The sequence below is a fragment of the Actinacidiphila yeochonensis CN732 genome (genome assembly GCF_000745345.1).
GTDB lineage: Bacteria > Actinomycetota > Actinomycetes > Streptomycetales > Streptomycetaceae > Actinacidiphila > Actinacidiphila yeochonensis.
This window is the reverse complement of the sequence record NZ_JQNR01000005.1, coordinates 1529759-1547747: the sequence shown is the minus strand read 5'-3', so window position 1 is coordinate 1547747 and position 17989 is coordinate 1529759. Positions and strand designations below refer to the sequence as shown.

Below are 17989 nucleotides of genomic sequence, written 5' to 3'. Positions count from 1 at the left end.
GGGTGCGGATGCGGCCGTTTCAGGCGCGGGTGGGAGGGCTTCGGAGGGCCTCTCCGGAAGGGGCTCGTGCGCCTCGGGGGTCAGGTCGCTCACATCCGCTCCAGTTGACGCTTCATCAGGGAGACCATGGTCGAGGACGCCACCGGCTTGGACGACCCCTGCCACATCTCGACGTAGAGGTTGCCGATCTGCGCGTTCGCGTAGCCCGAGTAGGGGGCGCCGTCGGAGCCGGCGTAGACAGGCGTCTCTCCCGAGCCCCAGGCGCTGCCGTTCACGACGCCCGGGATGGCGTCCGGCGTGATCTCGTAGTCGTAGTACTCCTCGTTGGTGAAGAACTTCGGGGTGTACGCCGTGGCCTCGTCGCGGAACTGGACGAGGTTGATCGTGACCTTCGTCTTGCCGTCCTTCCAGGACGCCTCCACACCACGCTGGTAGTCGTTGTCACTGAGCGTGACGAACATCTCCGCCGGTTCGCCGTAGAAGGAGGCGTACTGGGCGAGCGTGATCCAGCTCCGGTCGATCTCGTGCGCGCCCTTGGGCGTGGGCAGCAGCAGCTTCAGCAGGTCGCCGCTGAAGACCGCGCCGCCGTCCTCGTCGGCCGGCAGGGCCTCCGGCACCGTGCCCGCGCCCTTGGGCTGGTCCAGCACTCTGGTGGCCAGCGGCGGCAGCGGGGTGGGGGCGCGCCGCTTCTGGACCCAGTAGCCCGTGCCGCCGCCCGCCAGGACGCCGAGCACCAGCGCCGCCGCCGTCAGCCGCAGCGCCGGGCGGCGCCGCCGCACCTTCGTGGGCTCGGCGCCGGACGCGAGCAGCTCGGGGGCGAACGGCGCGCCGGGGTCGGCGAGCGGGTCGCCCACGGCGGCCTCAGCGGGGTCGGCGTCGGTACCCGCTGGAACCGGTGGCGCGGGCTCCTGCGCGGGCGGCACCGGGGGAACGGGCGGCAGCCCGACCCGCGGAGGCGCGGCCGGCGGCGGCGGTGTCGGCGGGGCCGTCGGGAGTGGCGGCGCGGGCGGTGTCGGCGGGAGCGGCGGCGCGGGCGGGGCCTGGGCCGGGATCGGGGCCCGGCTCGGGGCCTGGCTCGGCGGCTGGCTCGGGGCCGGGATCGGCGGCTGGCTCGGGGCCGGGGCCTCGGCCGAAGCCGCCGGTAGGGGGTCCGGCGGCGGCACGGGGGCCGCGGTCGGCGTCTGGTCGGACAAGGGTCACTCCACGGGTGGGGAGAGGAAGGGAGAGAGGCCGGATCAGCGGCCGGTCGCGAGCCTGCGGTGCTGCTCGTCGAGCAGCGACCGGAGGAGGGTGCTGGAGGGGTGCGCGCCGCCGGTCACCGTGAGGGTGATCTGCACGTCGCCCTGGTAGGAGGTGGCCAGCAGGGTGTCGTCCGACTCGGCCGTGCCGGACGCGAGGTCGTAGGCGCGTGCCGGATAACCGTCGGACAGCGCCAGCCGCGTGCCCTGGTAGGTGGCGTCGGCGTAGAAGTCGGCCGCCTGGCCGGCGTCGGCGAACCGGGCGAGCTGGACGCTCACTTCGGTACCGCCGCCGGCGGTGAGGTAGGTGCGGACGGCCGCGTCGCGGAAGCCGTGGGAACGGAGTCGGCGCAGAGTGCCGTCCGCGTCGTCGGAGACGGCGGCGATCTCGTCGGCGGTGGACGCGGACCCCTCGGGGTCGCCCTCGGCCTGAGCACCCGCGGGCAGCGCCGGGAAGTAGGAGCGCAGGTCGGCGGCGGACGAGCCGTTGCCGGTCCGGGGGCTCGCGGTGGTGGTCGGCCGGTCCGTGGCGGAGGGCGTACGGCGCGGGGCGGAGCCGGACGGAGCGGCCGCACCCTTGGACGCGGTACCGGCCGGCAGGGCCGCCCGCGACGCCGGGGCACTCGAACAGGCCACGACGACGAACGGCACAGCCGCGCAGCACACCGCCGCGGCGATCCCCCGCAGAAGACGGCGTACGCCGCCCACGATTCCCACCAGGCCCCCCCGGGCACGATCCCCAACCACGTGTGTGGCACACGTAGGTCAGCTTTATACCACCGCTTAAGGTGAAGCCGTGACCAAGGAACTCGTGATCAAAGTGACGGCGGGCGCGGACGCGCCCGAGCGGTGCTCGCAGGCGTTCACCGTGGCGGCGATCGCCGTGGCCAGCGGCGTGCACGTCTCGCTGTGGCTGACCGGTGAGTCCGCCTGGTTCGCGCTGCCGGGCCGGGCCGCCGAGTTCGAACTGCCGCACTCCGCGCCGCTGCCGGACCTGCTGTCCTCGCTGCTGGCGGGCGGCCGGGTCACCCTGTGCACCCAGTGCGCGGCCCGGCGCGACATCACCGAGGCGGACGTCATCGACGGTGTGCGGATCGCGGGGGCGCAGGTGTTCGTCAGCGAGATCATGGGCGACGGCGTCCAGGCCCTCGTCTACTGAGACTGAGACCGAGGCCGCGGCGACGTCGAGGCCGCGGCGATGTCGAAGCCGCGGCGACGTCGAAGCCGCAGCGGCCTCAAGGAGAGCCGTTGAACCCGGGGGTGGCCGCCTGGGCCGTACCGCGCGCCGTCGTCCGGCGCCCGGTACGCTCCGGCCCGCCGTCCGGACCGGGTCCGGGCGGTCAGGCGGGTGCCGCTACTTACTCGTGCCGGTCCTTGCGGCTGCGGTCGTCCAGCTCGGCCCACCAGGCGTCGGACTCCGGATCACCGGAGCTGCCCAGCCGACCGTGCCTGCCGGAGGTGCGGGTGCGGTGGCCGGTGAGGTCCGGCGCACCCGGCTCGGGGCCGCCGGGCCGCTGCCCGGACTGACCCTCCTCCTCGTCCCACCAGTGGTCGTCCGGCCCCCTGCGGTTGGCGACGATCGCCGCCACGGGGGGGATCAGCATGGCCACCACGCACATCGCGATGGCCGCTGTCAGGGACCACAGGCGCACGACCGTGAACGCCAGGACGAAGAGCACGACGCAGGTGCCCATCATGGCGTAGTAGCGGTGACGGCGGCGTGCGAACACACTTCAACGGTACGTCCGGTGTGCCCGATCAGCACCCGTACGGAGTAGCCGACCGCCGCTGACCGCCGCCGCCGGTCGGCGTCCCGGCGCGTCGGCCGCCGCACGGCCACTGTCCGGCCGCCGCACGGCGACCGCACGGTCGCCGCGGGATCGCCGACGGCTCCCCGGAAACCGCGCCGGGCCGCCCCCGCCGGAGCGGGAAGCGGCCCGGTGCGGACGTCGCGAGGCGTCACACGGCGATGGCGACCTCGGCGGCGGTGCCCTGCTGGGCGACGACCGTGCGGTCCACGGTCGTGCCCGGCACGAGGGCGCGCAGCGTCCAGGTGCCCGGCGCCGCGAAGAACCGGAACTGCCCGGTCGCGGAGGTGGGCACCTCGGCGGTGAACTCGCCGCCGCCGTCCAGCAGCCGGACGTAGCCGCTCACGGGCTCGCCGTCACGCGTCACCGAGCCCTGGATGATCGTCTCCTTGGCCGTGTCGACTCCCGACAGGTCCGGGCCCCCGGCCTTCGCTCCACACATGCTTTTCAGTCCTCCGTGTCGGGTCGGCCGGGTTCAGCAGGCCGGTTTGCGGTCGGTCAGCCGGGAAGAGCCGGCCGGGGTGCGGCCGGCCCGGTGTCAGTTGGCGCCGAGCTCGATCGGCACGCCGACGAGGGAGCCGTACTCGGTCCAGGAACCGTCGTAGTTCCTGACGTTGGCGACGCCCAGCAGCTCGTGCAGCACGAACCAGGTGAGCGCGGAGCGCTCGCCGATCCGGCAGTAGGCGATGGTGTCCTTGGCCAGGTCGACCTGCTCGTCGGCGTAGAGCCGGGTCAGCTCCTCGTCCGACTTGAAGGTGCCGTCGTCGTTGGCGTTCTTCGACCAGGGGATGTTGCGGGCGCTCGGCACGTGGCCGGGGCGCTGCGACTGCTCCTGCGGCAGGTGCGCGGGGGCGAGCAGCTTGCCGGAGAACTCGTCGGGCGAGCGCACGTCGACGAGGTTCTGCGAGCCGATCGCGGCCACGACGTCGTCGCGGAACGCGCGGATCGAGGTGTCCTGCGCCTTGGCCTTGTACTCGGTCGCCTCACGCACCGGCACCGCCGCCACCAGGTCGCGGGAGTCCAGCTCCCACTTCTTGCGGCCGCCGTCGAGCAGCTTGACCGCGTCGTGGCCGTACAGCTTGAAGTACCAGTAGGCGTAGGAGGCGAACCAGTTGTTGTTGCCGCCGTAGAGGACCACCGTGTCGTCGTTGGCGATGCCCTTGGCCGACAGCAGCGCCTCGAAGCCGGCCTGGTCGACGAAGTCGCGGCGGACCGGGTCCTGGAGGTCCTTCTGCCAGTCGATGCGGACGGCGTTCTTGATGTGGTTCTTGTCGTAGGCAGAGGTGTCCTCGTCCACCTCGACGATGACCACCTTGGGGTCGTCGATGTGGGCCTCGACCCAGTCTGCGTCGACCAGGACGTCGCTGCGGCTCATGCTGTTCTCCTCCGGGGCAGTACGGATCGTGCGGTACGCGGGACCGCGTGGAACGCGGCAGCGCGTCGAGATCGCCTGATCGGCAGGCGCGAGAGCGGTGGCGGGGCAGGCACTCCGGTCCGGACCCGGGCCGCGGGGCCGCGGCGGTACGGCTGGGGGCGCCCCTCAGAAGGTGCGACAGAGCATGGCGGCGACGCGGCACAGGTCTACTGCCCGCCGCTTCGTGAGATCCGCCTGTCGCATCATGGCTCCCGATCGTAGGCAAGCCGAGTGCCGAGTGTCACCGACGTGTCGCATCGCGAGACACGATCGTCCGAATGGTGGGATCGGCGCCGGACCGCCGCCGCGGGGGCCGGTGGTCTCAGCCGACGAGACGGACGCCGGTGCCGGTGAACCGGACGGCTGCCCCGTCGGTGCCGGTCGTCACGGACTGGAGGTGCAGGCCCTCCGGCAGGTGGGCGAGCTGGGGGCTGAAGTCGACGTACGACCGCAGCTCGTCCTCCAGGCCCAGGCCGCTGATCTCCTTCGGCACGTCCTCCATGCGCAGCCGCACCGTGTCCGTCGCCGGGTCCTGCACCGAGATCCTGCTCAGCACGCTCACGTGGGCGCCCATGAAGGTGAGCGTCAGCCGCACCTCGTCGGTCGCGGAGGTGCCGGGCGCGGTGACGGTGACGCCCTTCGGTGCGGCCTGGGTCAGCTCCGCGTACGTGATCACGGCGCCGCCGGTGGCACGGGCGGCGACGGCGCTGTCGAAGTCCCTGGAGAGCTTCACGTCGTACAGGTCGGCGTGGAAGTCCCTGGCCTGGACGGTGCTGCCGGCGCTACTGACGGAGACCCCGTCGGCGCTGATCGCCACGTGGTCGAGCTCGCTGGACGCGACCTGGGTGAGGAAGGGGAACCCCTTGATCGACACCTTCGGCCGGCTGCTCAGCCCCTCGGCGGCCTGCGCCTTCTCGGCGGCCTTCTTCTGGGCGACGGACACCGCCACGCGGTCCGCCGCGACGAACAGCCCGCCGAGGACCACCACGACGACCAGGACCACTCGCCACGCCTTCATGCGCCCGCCATTTCCCCGGCCCGTTGACCGTGTTCCCCCGGCCCCCGTCGGCCGTGCTTCCGTTCGACCCGTCCGCTGCGGCTGACGTGCGGCGGCGCCCGGTGGTTCCCGGAGCGGGCCGATTACGAGGCAGGCCACAGCCGCCCAACCGCCCGTAGCCGCCCCTATCCGCCGTTTCCCCCGCCCTTCACGCCGTGCACGGCGTGCACGCCGTTCCCGGCGTGCACGGCGCTCCCGGTCCTTCGCCGGCCGGGAAGCGGCGGGACGGAAACGGTCCCGGGGGCAGCCGTGCGGCTGCCCCCGGGACCGGGGAGCAGGGGATCAGGGGATCAGAGCCCGAGGATCACGACAGGGCCGCGGCGAGCATCCAGACGGCCGGGGCGGCCAGGGTCAGCGGCAGCGCCACCCCGGCGGTGAAGTGGACGAACCGCGAGGGCCAGTCGTAGCTGGCCACCCGCAGACCCACCAGGGCGCACACCCCCGCCGCGGCCCCCAGCAGCAGCCCGTGGCCGCCGCCGAAGCCCGTGGCCGAACCGACCAGCACGCCGACCACGGCCGCCGCCGCGAACGCGGCCGCCAGCGAGACGGGTTCGCCGCCCGGCAGCCGCACCGCCCGCACCAGCACCGCCGCGGCCACCGCGACCGCGCCGGTGACCACCGGGTGGGAGCCGAAGTGCGCGTCGACGGCCAGGTACCCCGCGGCCACCACGGCGAGCAGGGTGGACGCCGAGGTCGCGGTGAGCGAGGAGAGCCGCTCGTCGGCGGAGCCGTGGTGGCGCAGTTGGAGGACCAGCACCAGCAGCAGCCACCCGCCGAGGGTGCCCAGCAACGCGGCCGTGGCGTGGCCGCCGTTCACCGAGAGCACCGCCACGTCGGCGGCGACCCCGCCCATGAAGGCCAGCGCGATGCCCTGCCGGGCCGGCCACATCCCGTTCAGCCGGAACCAGCCGGCCGCCGTCACCGCCTCCAGCAGCACCAGCACCACCGCGAGGACGGGCCGGCCGGCCGCCGCTCCCCCGGCCAGCAGCAGCCCGAGCACGGCGGTCAGCGCGGCGGGCTGGATGCCCGGCGGGATGATCGGCGAGCCGGTGCGGCGGGCACCGGCGGGCGCCGGCCCCTCGGCCTCCACCACCGGCAGGGTCGCGGTCCGCTCCAGCTCCGGCTCGTCCTGCCCGCCGGAGCCGCCAGGTCCGCCAGGTCCGGCCGAGCCGACAGGTCCGCCGAAGCCGACGGGTCCGACGGGGCCGACGGGTCCGACGGGTCCGGCCGGTGCTCCGTGTGCGGGCTGCCCGGACGGGAAGCCGGGCGCCGCCTCCTGGGGCCCGCCCCACGAGGGGCCGCCGCCGGGGCGGCCTCCCAGGCCGGGGCGCCGCCGCCCTGGCCGCCCCAGGCACCCCCGGTCGCGGGCGCGCCGAACCCGGCGCCGGGCTCCGCCTCCGAGGGCAGCAGGCCGCCCATGGGCTCGGGCACGTAGGCGGCGGCCGCCGGGCCCCCGCCGGGCTGGACGCCGTGGCCGTACGCGGGGTCGTACCCGGCACCGTGGGCGGCGGCCCCGCCGCCGGGGCCGGGCGCGGCGTACCCGGGAGCGGGGTGGCCGTAGCCGCCGCCCTGGTACCCGGGGACGCTGTTGTCGTAGGGGGCGCCCTGGTAGCCGGGGTTGTCCTGGTACCCGGCGGGGGCGGCGCCGTAGGAGGCGTCCTGGTACCCGGCGGGGGCTGCGCCGTAGGAGGCGTCCTGGTACCCGACAGGTCCGGCCCCGCCGTAGGGCACGCCCTGGTCGACGGGTGCGCCAGGGGCGGCAGGGGCGCCGGGCGTACCGGGGGCGCCGCCCTGCCAGCCGGCACCTTCGTAGCCACCGGGTCCCGCGCCGTACCCGGGCGGCCCGGCGGGGTGTCCGGCACCCTCGTGGGCCGCCGGGCCCGGGCTCTGCCAGCCGCCCGGGGCGGGCGTGGGCGGGCCGTAGCCCGGGTAGCCGCCGGAGGGCTCGTACCCGCTCGGGCCGCCGGGGCCGCCAGACGGCGGGGGCGGGTACCCCTCGGGCGCGTGGCCGCCGGGCTGGGCCGGCTGCCCCGGCGTCCAGCCGTGGGGGGCAGCGGGGTCGAAGCCGGGGTCGTAGGGCTCAGCGGGCCCGGTGCCGGGCCGGGGCCCGGTCGGCGCGCCGCTGTGGTCGTCGTACTGGCCGTTCATCGTCATCCTCCCGCGAACGGCGGAAGGACCTCCACCGTGCCGCCGTCGGGCAGGGGGACCGCGTGGTGGTCGCGGGTGCCGACGGGCTCGCCGTCGACGAGGAAGGAGCAGCGCCGCAGGACGCGGGCGAACTCCGGGCGCCGGGTGTGCCGTTCACGGGCTTCGGCGAGGGCGTCGGCGAGGGTGGCCGCCCGGTAGGGCTCCTCCGCGGTGCCCGCGGCGGCCTTCGCGGCGGCCCAGTAGCGGATGGTGCCCGCCGCCGGCCGCGTTCCGGTGTCAGCTGCGCTCATGCTCCCGTGTCCGCTCCGTGTCCGCTGGGGGTTCGCCGAGGTCCGCGGGGCCGCGTCGTCCCGAGCCCTCCGGGCCGTCCGGCCGCCCCGTCCTCGGGGTCCATCATGGCGCGTCCGCGCGCCCGCCCGGCAACGCGGCAGGTCGGCCACCCGGTCCCGGGACGGCCGCCGGCTCCTCGTCCGGGGCGGGAACGCGGCTGGTCAGCCACTGTCCGACGCGGTCCAGCAGCTCCGGTCCGGCGGCGTTCTCGGCGTGTCCGAAGCCGCGCTCGATCCACAGCTCCGCCGCGCCCTCGCCGGCCGCCTCGGCCAGCGACAGGGGGTGGTCGAGCGGGAAGTAGCCGTCGCTGTCGCCGTGGACGATCAGCAGCGGCGCCGGCGCGATCAGCGGCACCGCCTCCACCGGCGAGCAGGGCACCGGGTCCCAGCCGCGCGCCTCGACCCGGGTGCGCAGCCCCACCCGGGAGACCGCCCGCCCCATCGGCCGGGTCACCGCCCAGTGCAGCCGGCGCATCGGAGCGGTGCCGCGGTAGTACCAGCGGGCGGGCGAGCTGACCGAGACCACCGCGTCCACCGGGGCCGCGCCACCACCGCCGGCCTGCCGCAGCACCACCGAACCGCCCATCGAGAAGCCGACGGTGGCGATCCGCGCGTACCCGAGCAGCCGCGCCCACCGCACCGCCGCGTCCAGGTCCAGCACCTCCCGGTCGCCCACCGTGGAGCGCCCGCCGGAGCCGCCGTGGCCGCGGAAGGAGAAGGTGACGACGCCGCCGGAGCGGGTCAGCCGGTGTGCCGCCCGGCGCACGGCGGGACGGTCGAGCGAGCCGGTGAACCCGTGCGCGAGGACGATGCCGAGGTGCCCGGAACCGTCAGCGGCGGGCAGGTGTTCGGCCTCGATCAGCACCCCGTCGGAGGTCCGCAGCCACGTCGTCCCGGCGCGCGCCCGGCCACCCGTTCGGGTTGCTGTTTCGCGCGGATGACGGTCTTCGGTCTCGGCGGGGCTCCTCATGTCCGCTATTGTTGCCGGGAAGAGGACCTGGGCAATGTCGCCCCCGGGTCCTTTCGTGCTTTCCGGCCGCAGCGCAGCCGCCCGCCACGGCGAAGGAGGGGTCCGGTTTGAGTCAGCCACGACGGCGCAGTCTCCCCCGCCGGCCCGCCCCGCCCGCCACGGCGCGCCCCGGCCGGAGAACGACCGACGGGAGCGCCCGGTGAGTTCTCTGCTGCTTCTGACCAACGCCCTCCAACCGTCCACCGAGGTACTGCCCGCGCTGGGGCTGCTGCTGCACAGCGTGCGCGTCGCCCCCGCGGAGGGGCCTGCCCTGGTGGACACCCCGGGAGCGGACGTCATCCTCGTCGACGGGCGCCGGGACCTGCCGCAGGTGCGCAGCCTGTGCCAGCTGCTGCGCTCCACCGGCCCGGGCTGCCCGCTGCTGCTGGTGGTGACCGAGGGCGGCCTGGCCGCCGTCACCGCGGACTGGGGCATCGACGACGTGCTGCTGGACACCGCGGGCCCGGCCGAGGTCGAGGCGCGGCTGCGGCTGGCCACCGGCCGCCAGCAGATCACCGCCGACGACTCCCCCATGGAGATCCGCAACGGCGACCTGTCGGTGGACGAGGCGACGTACAGCGCCAGGCTCAAGGGCCGCGTCCTGGACCTGACGTTCAAGGAGTTCGAACTGCTGAAGTACCTGGCGCAGCACCCGGGCCGGGTCTTCACCCGCGCCCAGCTGCTCCAGGAGGTGTGGGGCTACGACTACTTCGGCGGCACCCGGACCGTGGACGTGCACGTGCGGCGGCTGCGCGCCAAGCTCGGCGTGGAGCACGAGTCGCTGATCGGCACCGTGCGCAACGTCGGCTACCGCTTCGTCGTCCCGGAGAAGGGCGACCGGAACGACCGGAGTGACCGGAGCGAGCAGAACGACGCCGCCGACCAGGTGGAGAAGGCCGAGGGCGCGCAGGCCGGGCAGGAGCCGGGGACCGTCGCCGGGACGGTCACCGAGAACCAGCCGGGGGCCGGCCGCGCGGACCGGGCCGGAAGTCGCCCCACCACCGGGCAGACCGTATGACGATCCATGTGACGCGTGTCTGAACACGCGTAGACTGCGCCCCGTGCCCAAGGTGACGCGTGACGATGTGGCCAGGCTGGCGGGGACCTCGACAGCGGTCGTCAGCTACGTCATCAACAACGGACCCCGGCCGGTCGCCCCGGCGACCCGCGAGCGGGTGCTCGCCGCCATCAAGCAGCTCGGCTACCGCCCGGACCGGGTCGCGCAGGCCATGGCCAGCCGCCGCACGGACCTGATCGGGCTGATCGTGCCGGACGCCCGGCAGCCGTTCTTCGCGGAGATGGCGCACGCGGTGGAACAGGCGGCGTCCGAGCGCGGGAAGATGGTGCTGGTCGGCAACTCCGACTACCTCGACGAGCGCGAGGTGCACTACCTGCGGGCCTTCCTCGGCATGCGGGTCTCCGGGCTGATCCTCATCAGCCAGGGCCCGAGCCGCAACGCCGCCACCGAGATCGACGCCTGGGACGCGCGGGTGGTGCTGCTGCACGAGCGGCCCGAGGCGATCGACGACGTGGCCGTGGTCACCGACGACATCGGCGGCGCCCAACTGGCCACCCGGCACCTGCTGGAGCACGGCCACGCGTACGTGGCCTGCCTGGGCGGCACCGAGGTCACCCCCGAGGTGGGCGACCCGGTCACCGACCACGTGGTGGGCTGGCGGCGGGCCATGCAGGAGTCCGGCCGGTCCACCGAGGGCCGGCTCTTCCAGGCCCCGTACAACCGCTACGACGCCTACAAGGTGGCCCTGGAGCTGCTGGCCGGCCCGGACCGGCCGCCGGCCATCTTCTGTGCCACCGACGACCAGGCGATCGGCGTGCTGCGGGCCGCCCGCGAGCTGCGCATCGACGTCCCCGGCGAGCTGGCCGTGGCCGGCTTCGACGACGTCAAGGAGGCGGCGCTGGCCGACCCGCCGCTGACCACCGTGGCCTCCGACCGGCAGGCCATGGCCCGGGCGGCGGTGGACGCGGTCCTCGACGACGGGCTGCGGGTGGCCGGCTCGCACCGGGAGCGGGTGCGGCAGTTCCCGTCCCGGCTGGTCGTGCGCGGCTCGTGCGGCTGCGCGCCCCATACGGCGGTATCGGCCCCATAGCCCTCCGGCAGTTCTCCGGTAGCCCGTCCGGGGGTGGGCGGACCCGCGCCGGAGACGGCCCCGGGGTGCCGGACGGCGCGAGCGGGCAGGCCACCGGCAGGGTCCCGGCGGCCGCGCGGCCGCGCTCCTTTATATCGGGCATACCAGGTTCTCGCGGGCTTCTCAGCGTGCGCTCAGGCGGCTCTCATGAACCGGGCACACAGTCGTAGACATGACCAGTGAGAGCAGCTTCCCCCAGAGCTCCGCCTGGGAGGCAACCCCAGGCGGCGAACCCCGGTACCCGCACCCGCACTCTCTGCAGTCCGACCCCGAGCGCGGCGCCGGCTCCCCCGACGGGTCCGCGTACGGCACCGCCCCGCACGAGGCCGCCTACGAGGCCGCTTACGAGGCCCCCCGTGAGGCCCCGTACGAGCCCCGGTTCGCCGACCAGCCGCGGACCCAGGACGGCTACGGCTACGGCGCCGCCCACGCGACCGCCGCCGAGCGGGCCGGGTACGGCCCTCAGCCCGGTCCCCGGTACGGCGCGCAGGCAGGTCCCGCGTACGGTCCGCAGGCCGGGGCGGAGCCCGGGCAGGAGCCCACCGTCGTCCAGGGCGCCGTGGTGGCGCGGTACGACGAGTCGGCCGGCCAGGGCCAGGGCTTCGGCTCCGGCGACGGCTTCCCCCCGCCGCCGCCGTACGGCCCCGGCCCCGGCCCCTCCGGCTCCGGCTTCCCGCAGCCCGGCGACCCGGCCCCGCGCGGCCGCCGCCGGCTGCGCCGCCCGTACGCCCTGATCGCCGCGGCGGCCGTGGTCGCCGCCGTCATCGGCGGCGGCACCGGCGCCCTGATCGGCCGGGCCGGGGACAGCGGCAACAGCACCGTCGCCGCCGCGGCCGTCAACGCGTCCGCCGTCAACGGCACCGTCGCCGGGGTCTACAAGGCGGTCAACCCGAGCGTGGTGGAGATCAACGCCACCTCCCAGGACGGCAAGTCCACCGGCGCGGGCGTGCTCATCACCTCCAACGGCCAGATCATCACCAACAACCACGTCATCGCCGGCGCCCAGCAGATCTCCGTCACGTACGACAACGGCAAGACGGCCGGTGCCAGCCTGGTCGGCGCGGACGCCAAGAAGGACCTGGCGCTGATCAAGGTGGACGGCGCCTCCGGGCTGCCCGCGGCGATCCTCGGCGACTCCGCCGGGCTGGCCGTCGGCGACCAGGTCGTCGCGATCGGCTCCCCCGAGGGGCTGAGCGACACCGTCACCAGCGGCATCGTCTCCGCGCTGAACCGCGACGTGACCGTGCCCGTGGAGGACGGCCAGAGCGAGCAGAGCTACGGCAGCGGCGGAAGCGGCGGCGGCTTCGGCGGCCAGGGCAGCGAGGGCAGCCAGGGCGACCAGTGGCCGTTCTCCTTCGGCGGCAACCAGTACAACGGCAGCACCGGCAGCTCCACCACCACGTACAAGGCGATCCAGACCGACGCCTCCCTCAACCCGGGCAACTCCGGCGGCGCGCTGATCAACATGAGCGGGCAGATCATCGGCATCAACTCGGCCATGTACTCCAGCTCCTCGTCGGACAGCAGCTCCTCCTCCAGCGCCGGCAGCGTGGGCCTGGGCTTCGCCATCCCGATCGACACGGTCAAGGCCGACCTGTCCTACCTGCGCTCCGGCGGCGACGGGAACTGACCTCGGCGCCGGCCCGCCGAGGGCCGCCAAGGGCCCGGGCCCCGGACACCGCTCCGGGGCCGGCCCGGGCCTTCCGGGTCGCGCACCACCCGCGAGGACGGAGCAGCGAGCACCCCATGAGCACCACCCCGCACGCGAGGACCACCTCCACGCCGGCCGCCGGGACCCGTTCCGGAACTCCTTCCGCGTACAGGTCCCCGGCCGGCGACGCGACGGGAGCCGGCCGGTCCGCCGGCCACGGCGCGGGCCTCGGCAGCCGCGCGGCCACGGCGGTCAACCGGCTGCGCCGGGCGGTCGGCGCTGCCGTCGGCTTCAGCACCGGCAGCGGCTCCGGCGGCGGCCGGGCCCCGGGAACCGTGCCGGTCCCCCGGCGGGACCCGCGGCAGGCGGCCCCGCGGCAGGCCCCGCCGCACGACCGGCACCGCGGCACAGGCCACACGCCCGCCCCGGTCCGCGTACCGTGCCACGCTGAGGGTGCCGGTCCCCGCCGACCGGCACGGCGCGCGGCCCGGCGACGGACGGCGTACCCGGCACCCGTCCCGGCACCGACCACCGACACACCCCCGAGGACCGACACCATGAGCACCGGCGAGAGCGGCGAGGCCGCCGCCCGCATCCTGATCGTGGACGACGAGCCCGCCGTCCGGGAGGCACTCCAGCGCAGCCTCGCCTTCGAGGGGTACGACACCCGGCTCGCCGCCGACGGCGTCGCCGCCCTCGCGGAGGCCGACGCGTACCGCCCGGACGCCATCGTGCTGGACGTGCTCATGCCGCGTATGGACGGCCTGACGACGGCCCGGCGGCTGCGCGCGAACGGGGTCATGACCCCGATCCTCATGCTGACCGCCCGCGACACCGTCGGCGACCGGGTCACCGGCCTCGACGCCGGGGCCGACGACTACCTCGTCAAGCCGTTCGAGCTGGACGAGCTGCTGGCCCGGCTGCGCGCCCTGCTGCGGCGCAGCTCCTACGCGTCCGCCGCCGGCCGGCCCGAGGACGACACCAGCCACGTGCTGGCCTTCGCCGACCTGCGGATGGACACCAGCACCCGCGAGGTCACCCGGGCCGGCCGGCCGGTCGAGCTGACCCGCACCGAGTACACGCTGCTGGAGCTGTTCCTGGCCCACCCGCGCCAGGTCCTCACCCGGGAGCAGATCCTGAAGGCGGTGTGGGGCTTCGACTTCGAGCCCTCCTCCAACTCCCTCGACGTCTACGTGATGTACCTGCGGCGCAAGACCGAGGCCGGCGGGCTGCCGCGGATGGTGCACACCGTGCGCGGCGTCGGCTACGTCCTGCGCGCCCCGGGGGGCGCCGGATGAGCACCTCCGAGCGGGCACCCCTGCGGCGGCTGCGGTCGCTGCCGCTGCGCTCGCGGCTCAGCATCCTCACCGCGGCGGCGGTGGCGGTCGCCGTCGCGCTGGCCGCGCTGGCCTGCTGGCTGATCACCCGCAACGAGCTCAACACGCAGCTGGAGAAGTCGCTCAACCAGAGCCAGGACGTGGTGCTGCAGCAGCTGCGCGCCCACCCCACCCTCCTGTGCGGCGGCCAGGCCCCGACCAACGGCCAGTTCGTCAACCCCTCCAACGTGCTGGCGCAGGTCGTCCTCTCGAACGGGACGGTCTGCTCGGTCACCGGCTCGGGCACCTTCCCGGCCACCGCGGCCGACCGCGAGCAGGTCGTCGTGCCGGGCTCCCCGCCCGGCTCGGTCACGCACACCGTCCGGGCCGACGGGCACGATCTGAAGGTGCTGACCACCAGCACCAACCTGCTGCTCGACAGCGGCGGCGGAAGCCGGCAGCCGTTCGCGCTGTCGGTGGCCCGCCCGCTCAGCGACGTCACGGACCCGCTCACCACGCTGGCCTGGGTGCTGCTGGCGGTCGCCGGGATCGGCGTGGTCGGCGCCGCCAGCGCCGGCCTGCTGATCGCCCAGGCCGGCCTGCGCCCGGTGGACGAACTGGCCCAGACCGTCGAGCACATCGCCCGCACCGAGGACCTGAGCGTGCGCATCCCGGTCGAGGGGCAGGACGAGATCGCCCGGCTGTCCGCCTCGTTCAACGCGATGACGGCGGCGCTCGCCTCCTCCCGCGACCGGCAGCAGCAGCTGATCGCCGACGCCGGGCACGAGCTGCGCACCCCGCTGACCAGCCTGCGCACCAACATCGAGCTGCTCCAGCGCAGCGAGGCGACCGGACGGGCGCTGCCGCCCACCGACCGCGCCGAGCTGCTGGCCTCGGTCCGGGCGCAGGTGACGGAGCTGGCCTCGCTCATCGGCGACCTCCAGGAGCTCTCCCGGCCGGACGCGGCCCGTACCGTCACGGTGGTGGCGCTGCACGAGGTGGCCGAGACGGCCCTGGCCCGCGCCCGGCTGCGCGGGCCGGACCTGCGGATCAGCGCCGACATCCAGCCCTGGTACGTACGCGGCGAGGCCGCCGCGCTGGAGCGGGCGGTGGTGAACCTGCTCGACAACGCGGTGAAGTTCAGCCCGTCCGGCGGCGAGGTCGAGGTGGGGCTGCGCGGCGGCGAGCTGACCGTGCGCGACCACGGGCCCGGCATCCCCGCCGAGGACCTGCCGCACGTCTTCGAGCGGTTCTGGCGCTCCCCGTCGGCCCGTTCGCTGCCCGGCAGCGGGCTGGGGCTGTCGATCGTGGCCCGCACCGCCCAGCAGTCCGGCGGCGAGGTGGCGCTGGCCCCCGCCCCGGGCGGCGGCGCGCTGGCCACCCTGCGGCTGCCGGGCGCTCCGGTCGCGCCGCCGGGGCCGCCGAATCCGGAGGACTGGGACTGATCCGGCAACTGGTCACGCGGTGACTGGTCCGGCCCGACTGATCCGGCCCGAATGGTCCGGCCCGAATGGTCCGGCCCGAATGGTCCGGCGGCCGGATCACACCGGACGTCGTCTCATCATATGAAATTAATTGTCTCACTAGTCGGTCAGCGGCGCATAGTTGGGGGCACCATCCACCCACGGAGGTGATCCCTCATGCGCCGCTGGCTGATGCTGGCCCTGGGGACCGCGGCCCAGACGGCCGCCTGCGCGTTCGTCTACGGCGTCCCGTACCTCGCGGACGCCCTGCGCCGGCAGCAGCACCTGACCCTCACCGAGGTCGGCCTGCTCGTCGCCGCCCCCACCACCGGACTGGTGCTCGCCCTCTACCTCTGGGGCGCCGCCGCCGACCGCTGGGGCGAGCGCCGGGTCATCGCGATCGGGCTGGGCGCCGCCGCCCTGTCCCTGGCGGCCGCCGCCCACGCCGCGCACGGGGCCGTCGCCCTGGGGCTGCTGCTGATCCTCGCCGGGGCCGGCGGCGCCTCCGTGTACTCCGCCAGCGGCCGACTGGTGATGGGCTGGTTCTCCGCCAGGGAGCGCGGCCTGGCCATGGGCATCCGGCAGACCTCCACCCCGCTGGGCATGGGCGTGGCGGCGCTGGCGATGCCGCCGCTGGCGGCCGGCCACGGGCTGGGCGGCGCGGTCGGCTTCCTGGCCGCGCTGTGCGGGGTGATCGCCGTGCTGATCGCGCTCTTCGCCGCCGACCCGGCGCGCGCCGCCAGGGCCGCCGCCGGCCCCGCGCCCAACCCGTACCGCGGTTCGAACACGCTGTGGCGGATCCACGGCTCCGCGGCGATGCTCGTGGTGCCGCAGTTCACCGCGGGCGCCTTCGCGCTGGTACTGCTGGTAGACGTCCGCGGCTGGTCCCCGGTGCACGCCGGGCAGCTGATCGCCGTCGCCCAGGGGCTGGGCGCCGTGGCGCGGGTGCTGGTGGGCCGCTGGTCGGACGCGGTCGGCGAGCGGCTGCGGCCGATGCGGCAGCTGGCCGCCGCCACCTGCGCCCTGGTGGCCGGCACCGCGCTGGCCGCGGCCTTCCCGTCCCCGCTGACGCCGGCGCTGCTGGTGGCCGCGATCGCGCTGACCGCCAGCACCAACGGCCTGTCCTTCACCTCCACCGCCGAGCTGGCCGGCCCGGCCTGGTCCGGCCGGGCGCTGGGCCTGCACAACACCGGGCAGAACCTCACCGCGGCACTGGTGCCCCCGGCCATGGCCGAGCTGATCTCGGCGACCTCCTACTGGCCGGGCTTCGTGCTGGCCGCCGCCGTCGCCGGGGGCGCGGCGTTCGCCGTCCCGGCGGGCCGCCCGGCGGCGGCGGAATCGGCGGAGCGGGGTCGTACGATCACGGCATGACCGATCGCCGCATCCCGACGCCGGCCGGGCCGGCCGGATCGTACGAGCTGACCGAGCTGACCGAGCTGCCGGACGCCGCCGCGTCCGCCGTGCTCACGCTGATCGACGAGGCCGCCGCCGTGGACGGGCAGCCCGCGGTCTCCGAGAGCGGCCGGCTGCACCTGCGCCACGGGAACCGCCCCGGGGTCCGGCACCTGCTGCTGACGGTGCCCGACCCCGACGCGCCCGACGGCGGGGACGGCGCGGGCGAGGGCGGGGGCGGCGGCGGGCTCGGCTCCGGCCGGGTGCTGGCCGGATACGCCCAGATCGACGGCACCGACCCGGTGGAGGCGCCCTCCGCCGAGCTGGTGGTCCACCCCGCGCACCGCTCCCAGGGGCACGGCCGGGCGCTGGGCAACGCCCTGCTGGCCGCCACCGGGCGGCGGCTGCGGCTGTGGGCGCACGGCGGCCACCCGGCCGCCCGGCACCTGGCCGGCTCGCTCGGGCTGAAGCTCTTCCGCGAGCTGCGGCAGATGCGCCGCCCGCTGGCCGCCGACGCGGCGGGCGTCCCCGAGTCGGTGCTGCCCGAGGGCGTCACCGTCCGCCCCTTCGAGCCCGGCCGGGACGAGGAGGCGTGGCTCGCGGTGAACGCCGCCGCCTTCGCCCACCACCCCGAGCAGGGCAGCCTCACCAGGAGCGACCTGGAGGACCGCGAGGCCGAGTCGTGGTTCGACCCGGCCGGCTTCTTCCTCGCCTTCCGCGGCGCCGAGCTCGTCGGCTTCCACTGGACCAAGGTCCACCCGGCGGCGCCCGGCGGGGAACCCCTCGGCGAGGTGTACGTCGTCGGCGTCGCCCCCGGGCAGCAGGGCGGCGGCCTGGGCCGGGCGCTCACCGCCACCGGCCTGCGCCACCTGGCGCTGGACCGGGGCCTGCGCACGGCCATGCTCTACGTCGACGCCGACAACGCGCCGGCCGTCGCCGTGTACGAGCGGCTCGGCTTCACCGTGCACGAGACGGACCTGATGTACCGCACGGAGAACTGACCCGGACCCCGCCGCC

The 17989-nt window shown here is 75.5% G+C and carries 18 protein-coding genes; 8 read left to right on the top strand and 10 right to left on the bottom strand.

Annotated elements, in window-relative coordinates:
- Positions 1-89: 89 nt before the first annotated feature.
- Both BS72_RS18360 and BS72_RS18355 read right to left on the bottom strand, forming a co-directional pair.
- Entirely contained in the window at positions 90-854 is a 765-nt protein-coding gene (locus BS72_RS18360) for a hypothetical protein (protein WP_037911931.1), read from the bottom strand.
- A 381-nt stretch (positions 855-1235) separates the two neighbouring features.
- On the bottom strand, positions 1236-1955 hold the full coding sequence (locus BS72_RS18355) for a hypothetical protein (protein WP_198545923.1): 720 nt from the start codon (positions 1953-1955) through the stop codon (positions 1236-1238).
- Positions 1956-2034: 79 nt separating this feature from the next.
- Between BS72_RS18355 and BS72_RS18350 the strand changes: the two genes are divergently transcribed.
- Positions 2035-2397 carry a DsrE family protein gene (locus BS72_RS18350; RefSeq protein WP_037911928.1) on the top strand — a complete coding sequence of 121 codons (363 nt, stop codon included), beginning with the start codon at positions 2035-2037 and terminating at the stop codon, positions 2395-2397.
- Positions 2398-2596: 199 nt separating this feature from the next.
- Here BS72_RS18350 and BS72_RS18345 read toward each other — a convergent pair whose 3' ends face one another.
- From BS72_RS18345 to BS72_RS18310, 8 genes are all read right to left on the bottom strand, one after another.
- Positions 2597-2968 (bottom strand): DUF3099 domain-containing protein, encoded by a 372-nt coding sequence (locus tag BS72_RS18345; protein ID WP_037911925.1) that lies wholly within the window; start codon positions 2966-2968, stop codon positions 2597-2599.
- A 229-nt stretch (positions 2969-3197) separates the two neighbouring features.
- On the bottom strand, positions 3198-3488 hold the full coding sequence (locus BS72_RS18340; protein WP_037911923.1) for a DUF1416 domain-containing protein: 291 nt from the start codon (positions 3486-3488) through the stop codon (positions 3198-3200).
- Positions 3489-3584: 96 nt separating this feature from the next.
- On the bottom strand, positions 3585-4421 hold the full coding sequence (locus tag BS72_RS18335) for a sulfurtransferase (RefSeq protein WP_037911920.1): 837 nt from the start codon (positions 4419-4421) through the stop codon (positions 3585-3587).
- Positions 4422-4782: 361 nt separating this feature from the next.
- Positions 4783-5478: an LmeA family phospholipid-binding protein gene (locus BS72_RS18330; RefSeq protein WP_037911919.1), complete on the bottom strand. Its 696-nt coding sequence runs from the start codon at positions 5476-5478 to the stop codon at positions 4783-4785.
- Positions 5479-5821: 343 nt separating this feature from the next.
- Positions 5822-6607 (bottom strand): hypothetical protein, encoded by a 786-nt coding sequence (locus BS72_RS18325; RefSeq protein ID WP_157856270.1) that lies wholly within the window; start codon positions 6605-6607, stop codon positions 5822-5824.
- Entirely contained in the window at positions 6523-7665 is a 1143-nt protein-coding gene (locus BS72_RS18320) for a hypothetical protein (protein ID WP_037911911.1), read from the bottom strand. Before BS72_RS18320 ends, BS72_RS18325 begins: the two co-directional genes overlap by 85 nt.
- Before the next feature lie 2 nt (positions 7666-7667).
- Entirely contained in the window at positions 7668-7955 is a 288-nt protein-coding gene (locus tag BS72_RS18315; RefSeq protein WP_037911909.1) for a MoaD/ThiS family protein, read from the bottom strand.
- Positions 7956-8058: 103 nt separating this feature from the next.
- Positions 8059-8964 (bottom strand): alpha/beta hydrolase family protein, encoded by a 906-nt coding sequence (locus tag BS72_RS18310; RefSeq protein ID WP_107498821.1) that lies wholly within the window; start codon positions 8962-8964, stop codon positions 8059-8061.
- A 199-nt stretch (positions 8965-9163) separates the two neighbouring features.
- Here BS72_RS18310 and BS72_RS18305 point away from each other — a divergent pair, with 199 nt between their 5' ends.
- From BS72_RS18305 to mshD, 7 genes are all read left to right on the top strand, one after another.
- A complete protein-coding gene (locus BS72_RS18305) occupies positions 9164-10021 on the top strand; it encodes a response regulator transcription factor (RefSeq protein ID WP_078901454.1) in 858 nt (285 codons plus the stop codon).
- A gap of 43 nt (positions 10022-10064) precedes the next feature.
- Entirely contained in the window at positions 10065-11111 is a 1047-nt protein-coding gene (locus BS72_RS18300) for a LacI family DNA-binding transcriptional regulator (protein WP_037911908.1), read from the top strand.
- Positions 11112-11712: 601 nt separating this feature from the next.
- The gene (locus BS72_RS18295) at positions 11713-12780 is read left to right on the top strand and encodes a S1C family serine protease (protein ID WP_322942593.1); all 1068 of its coding nucleotides are present in this window, start codon (positions 11713-11715) and stop codon (positions 12778-12780) included.
- Between the two features lie 578 nt (positions 12781-13358).
- Complete coding sequence (locus BS72_RS18290; RefSeq protein ID WP_037916526.1) at positions 13359-14099, top strand: response regulator transcription factor; 741 nt, start codon at positions 13359-13361, stop codon at positions 14097-14099.
- Entirely contained in the window at positions 14096-15562 is a 1467-nt protein-coding gene (locus BS72_RS18285; RefSeq protein WP_037911906.1) for a sensor histidine kinase, read from the top strand. The genes BS72_RS18290 and BS72_RS18285 overlap by 4 nt, the downstream gene beginning before the upstream one ends.
- Positions 15563-15757: 195 nt before the next feature.
- Positions 15758-16951 carry an MFS transporter gene (locus BS72_RS18280; RefSeq protein WP_051951226.1) on the top strand — a complete coding sequence of 398 codons (1194 nt, stop codon included), beginning with the start codon at positions 15758-15760 and terminating at the stop codon, positions 16949-16951.
- A complete protein-coding gene (mshD, locus tag BS72_RS18275; RefSeq protein WP_037911904.1) occupies positions 16948-17973 on the top strand; it encodes a mycothiol synthase in 1026 nt (341 codons plus the stop codon). Before BS72_RS18280 ends, mshD begins: the two co-directional genes overlap by 4 nt.
- The last annotated feature ends 16 nt before the right edge of the window (positions 17974-17989 follow it).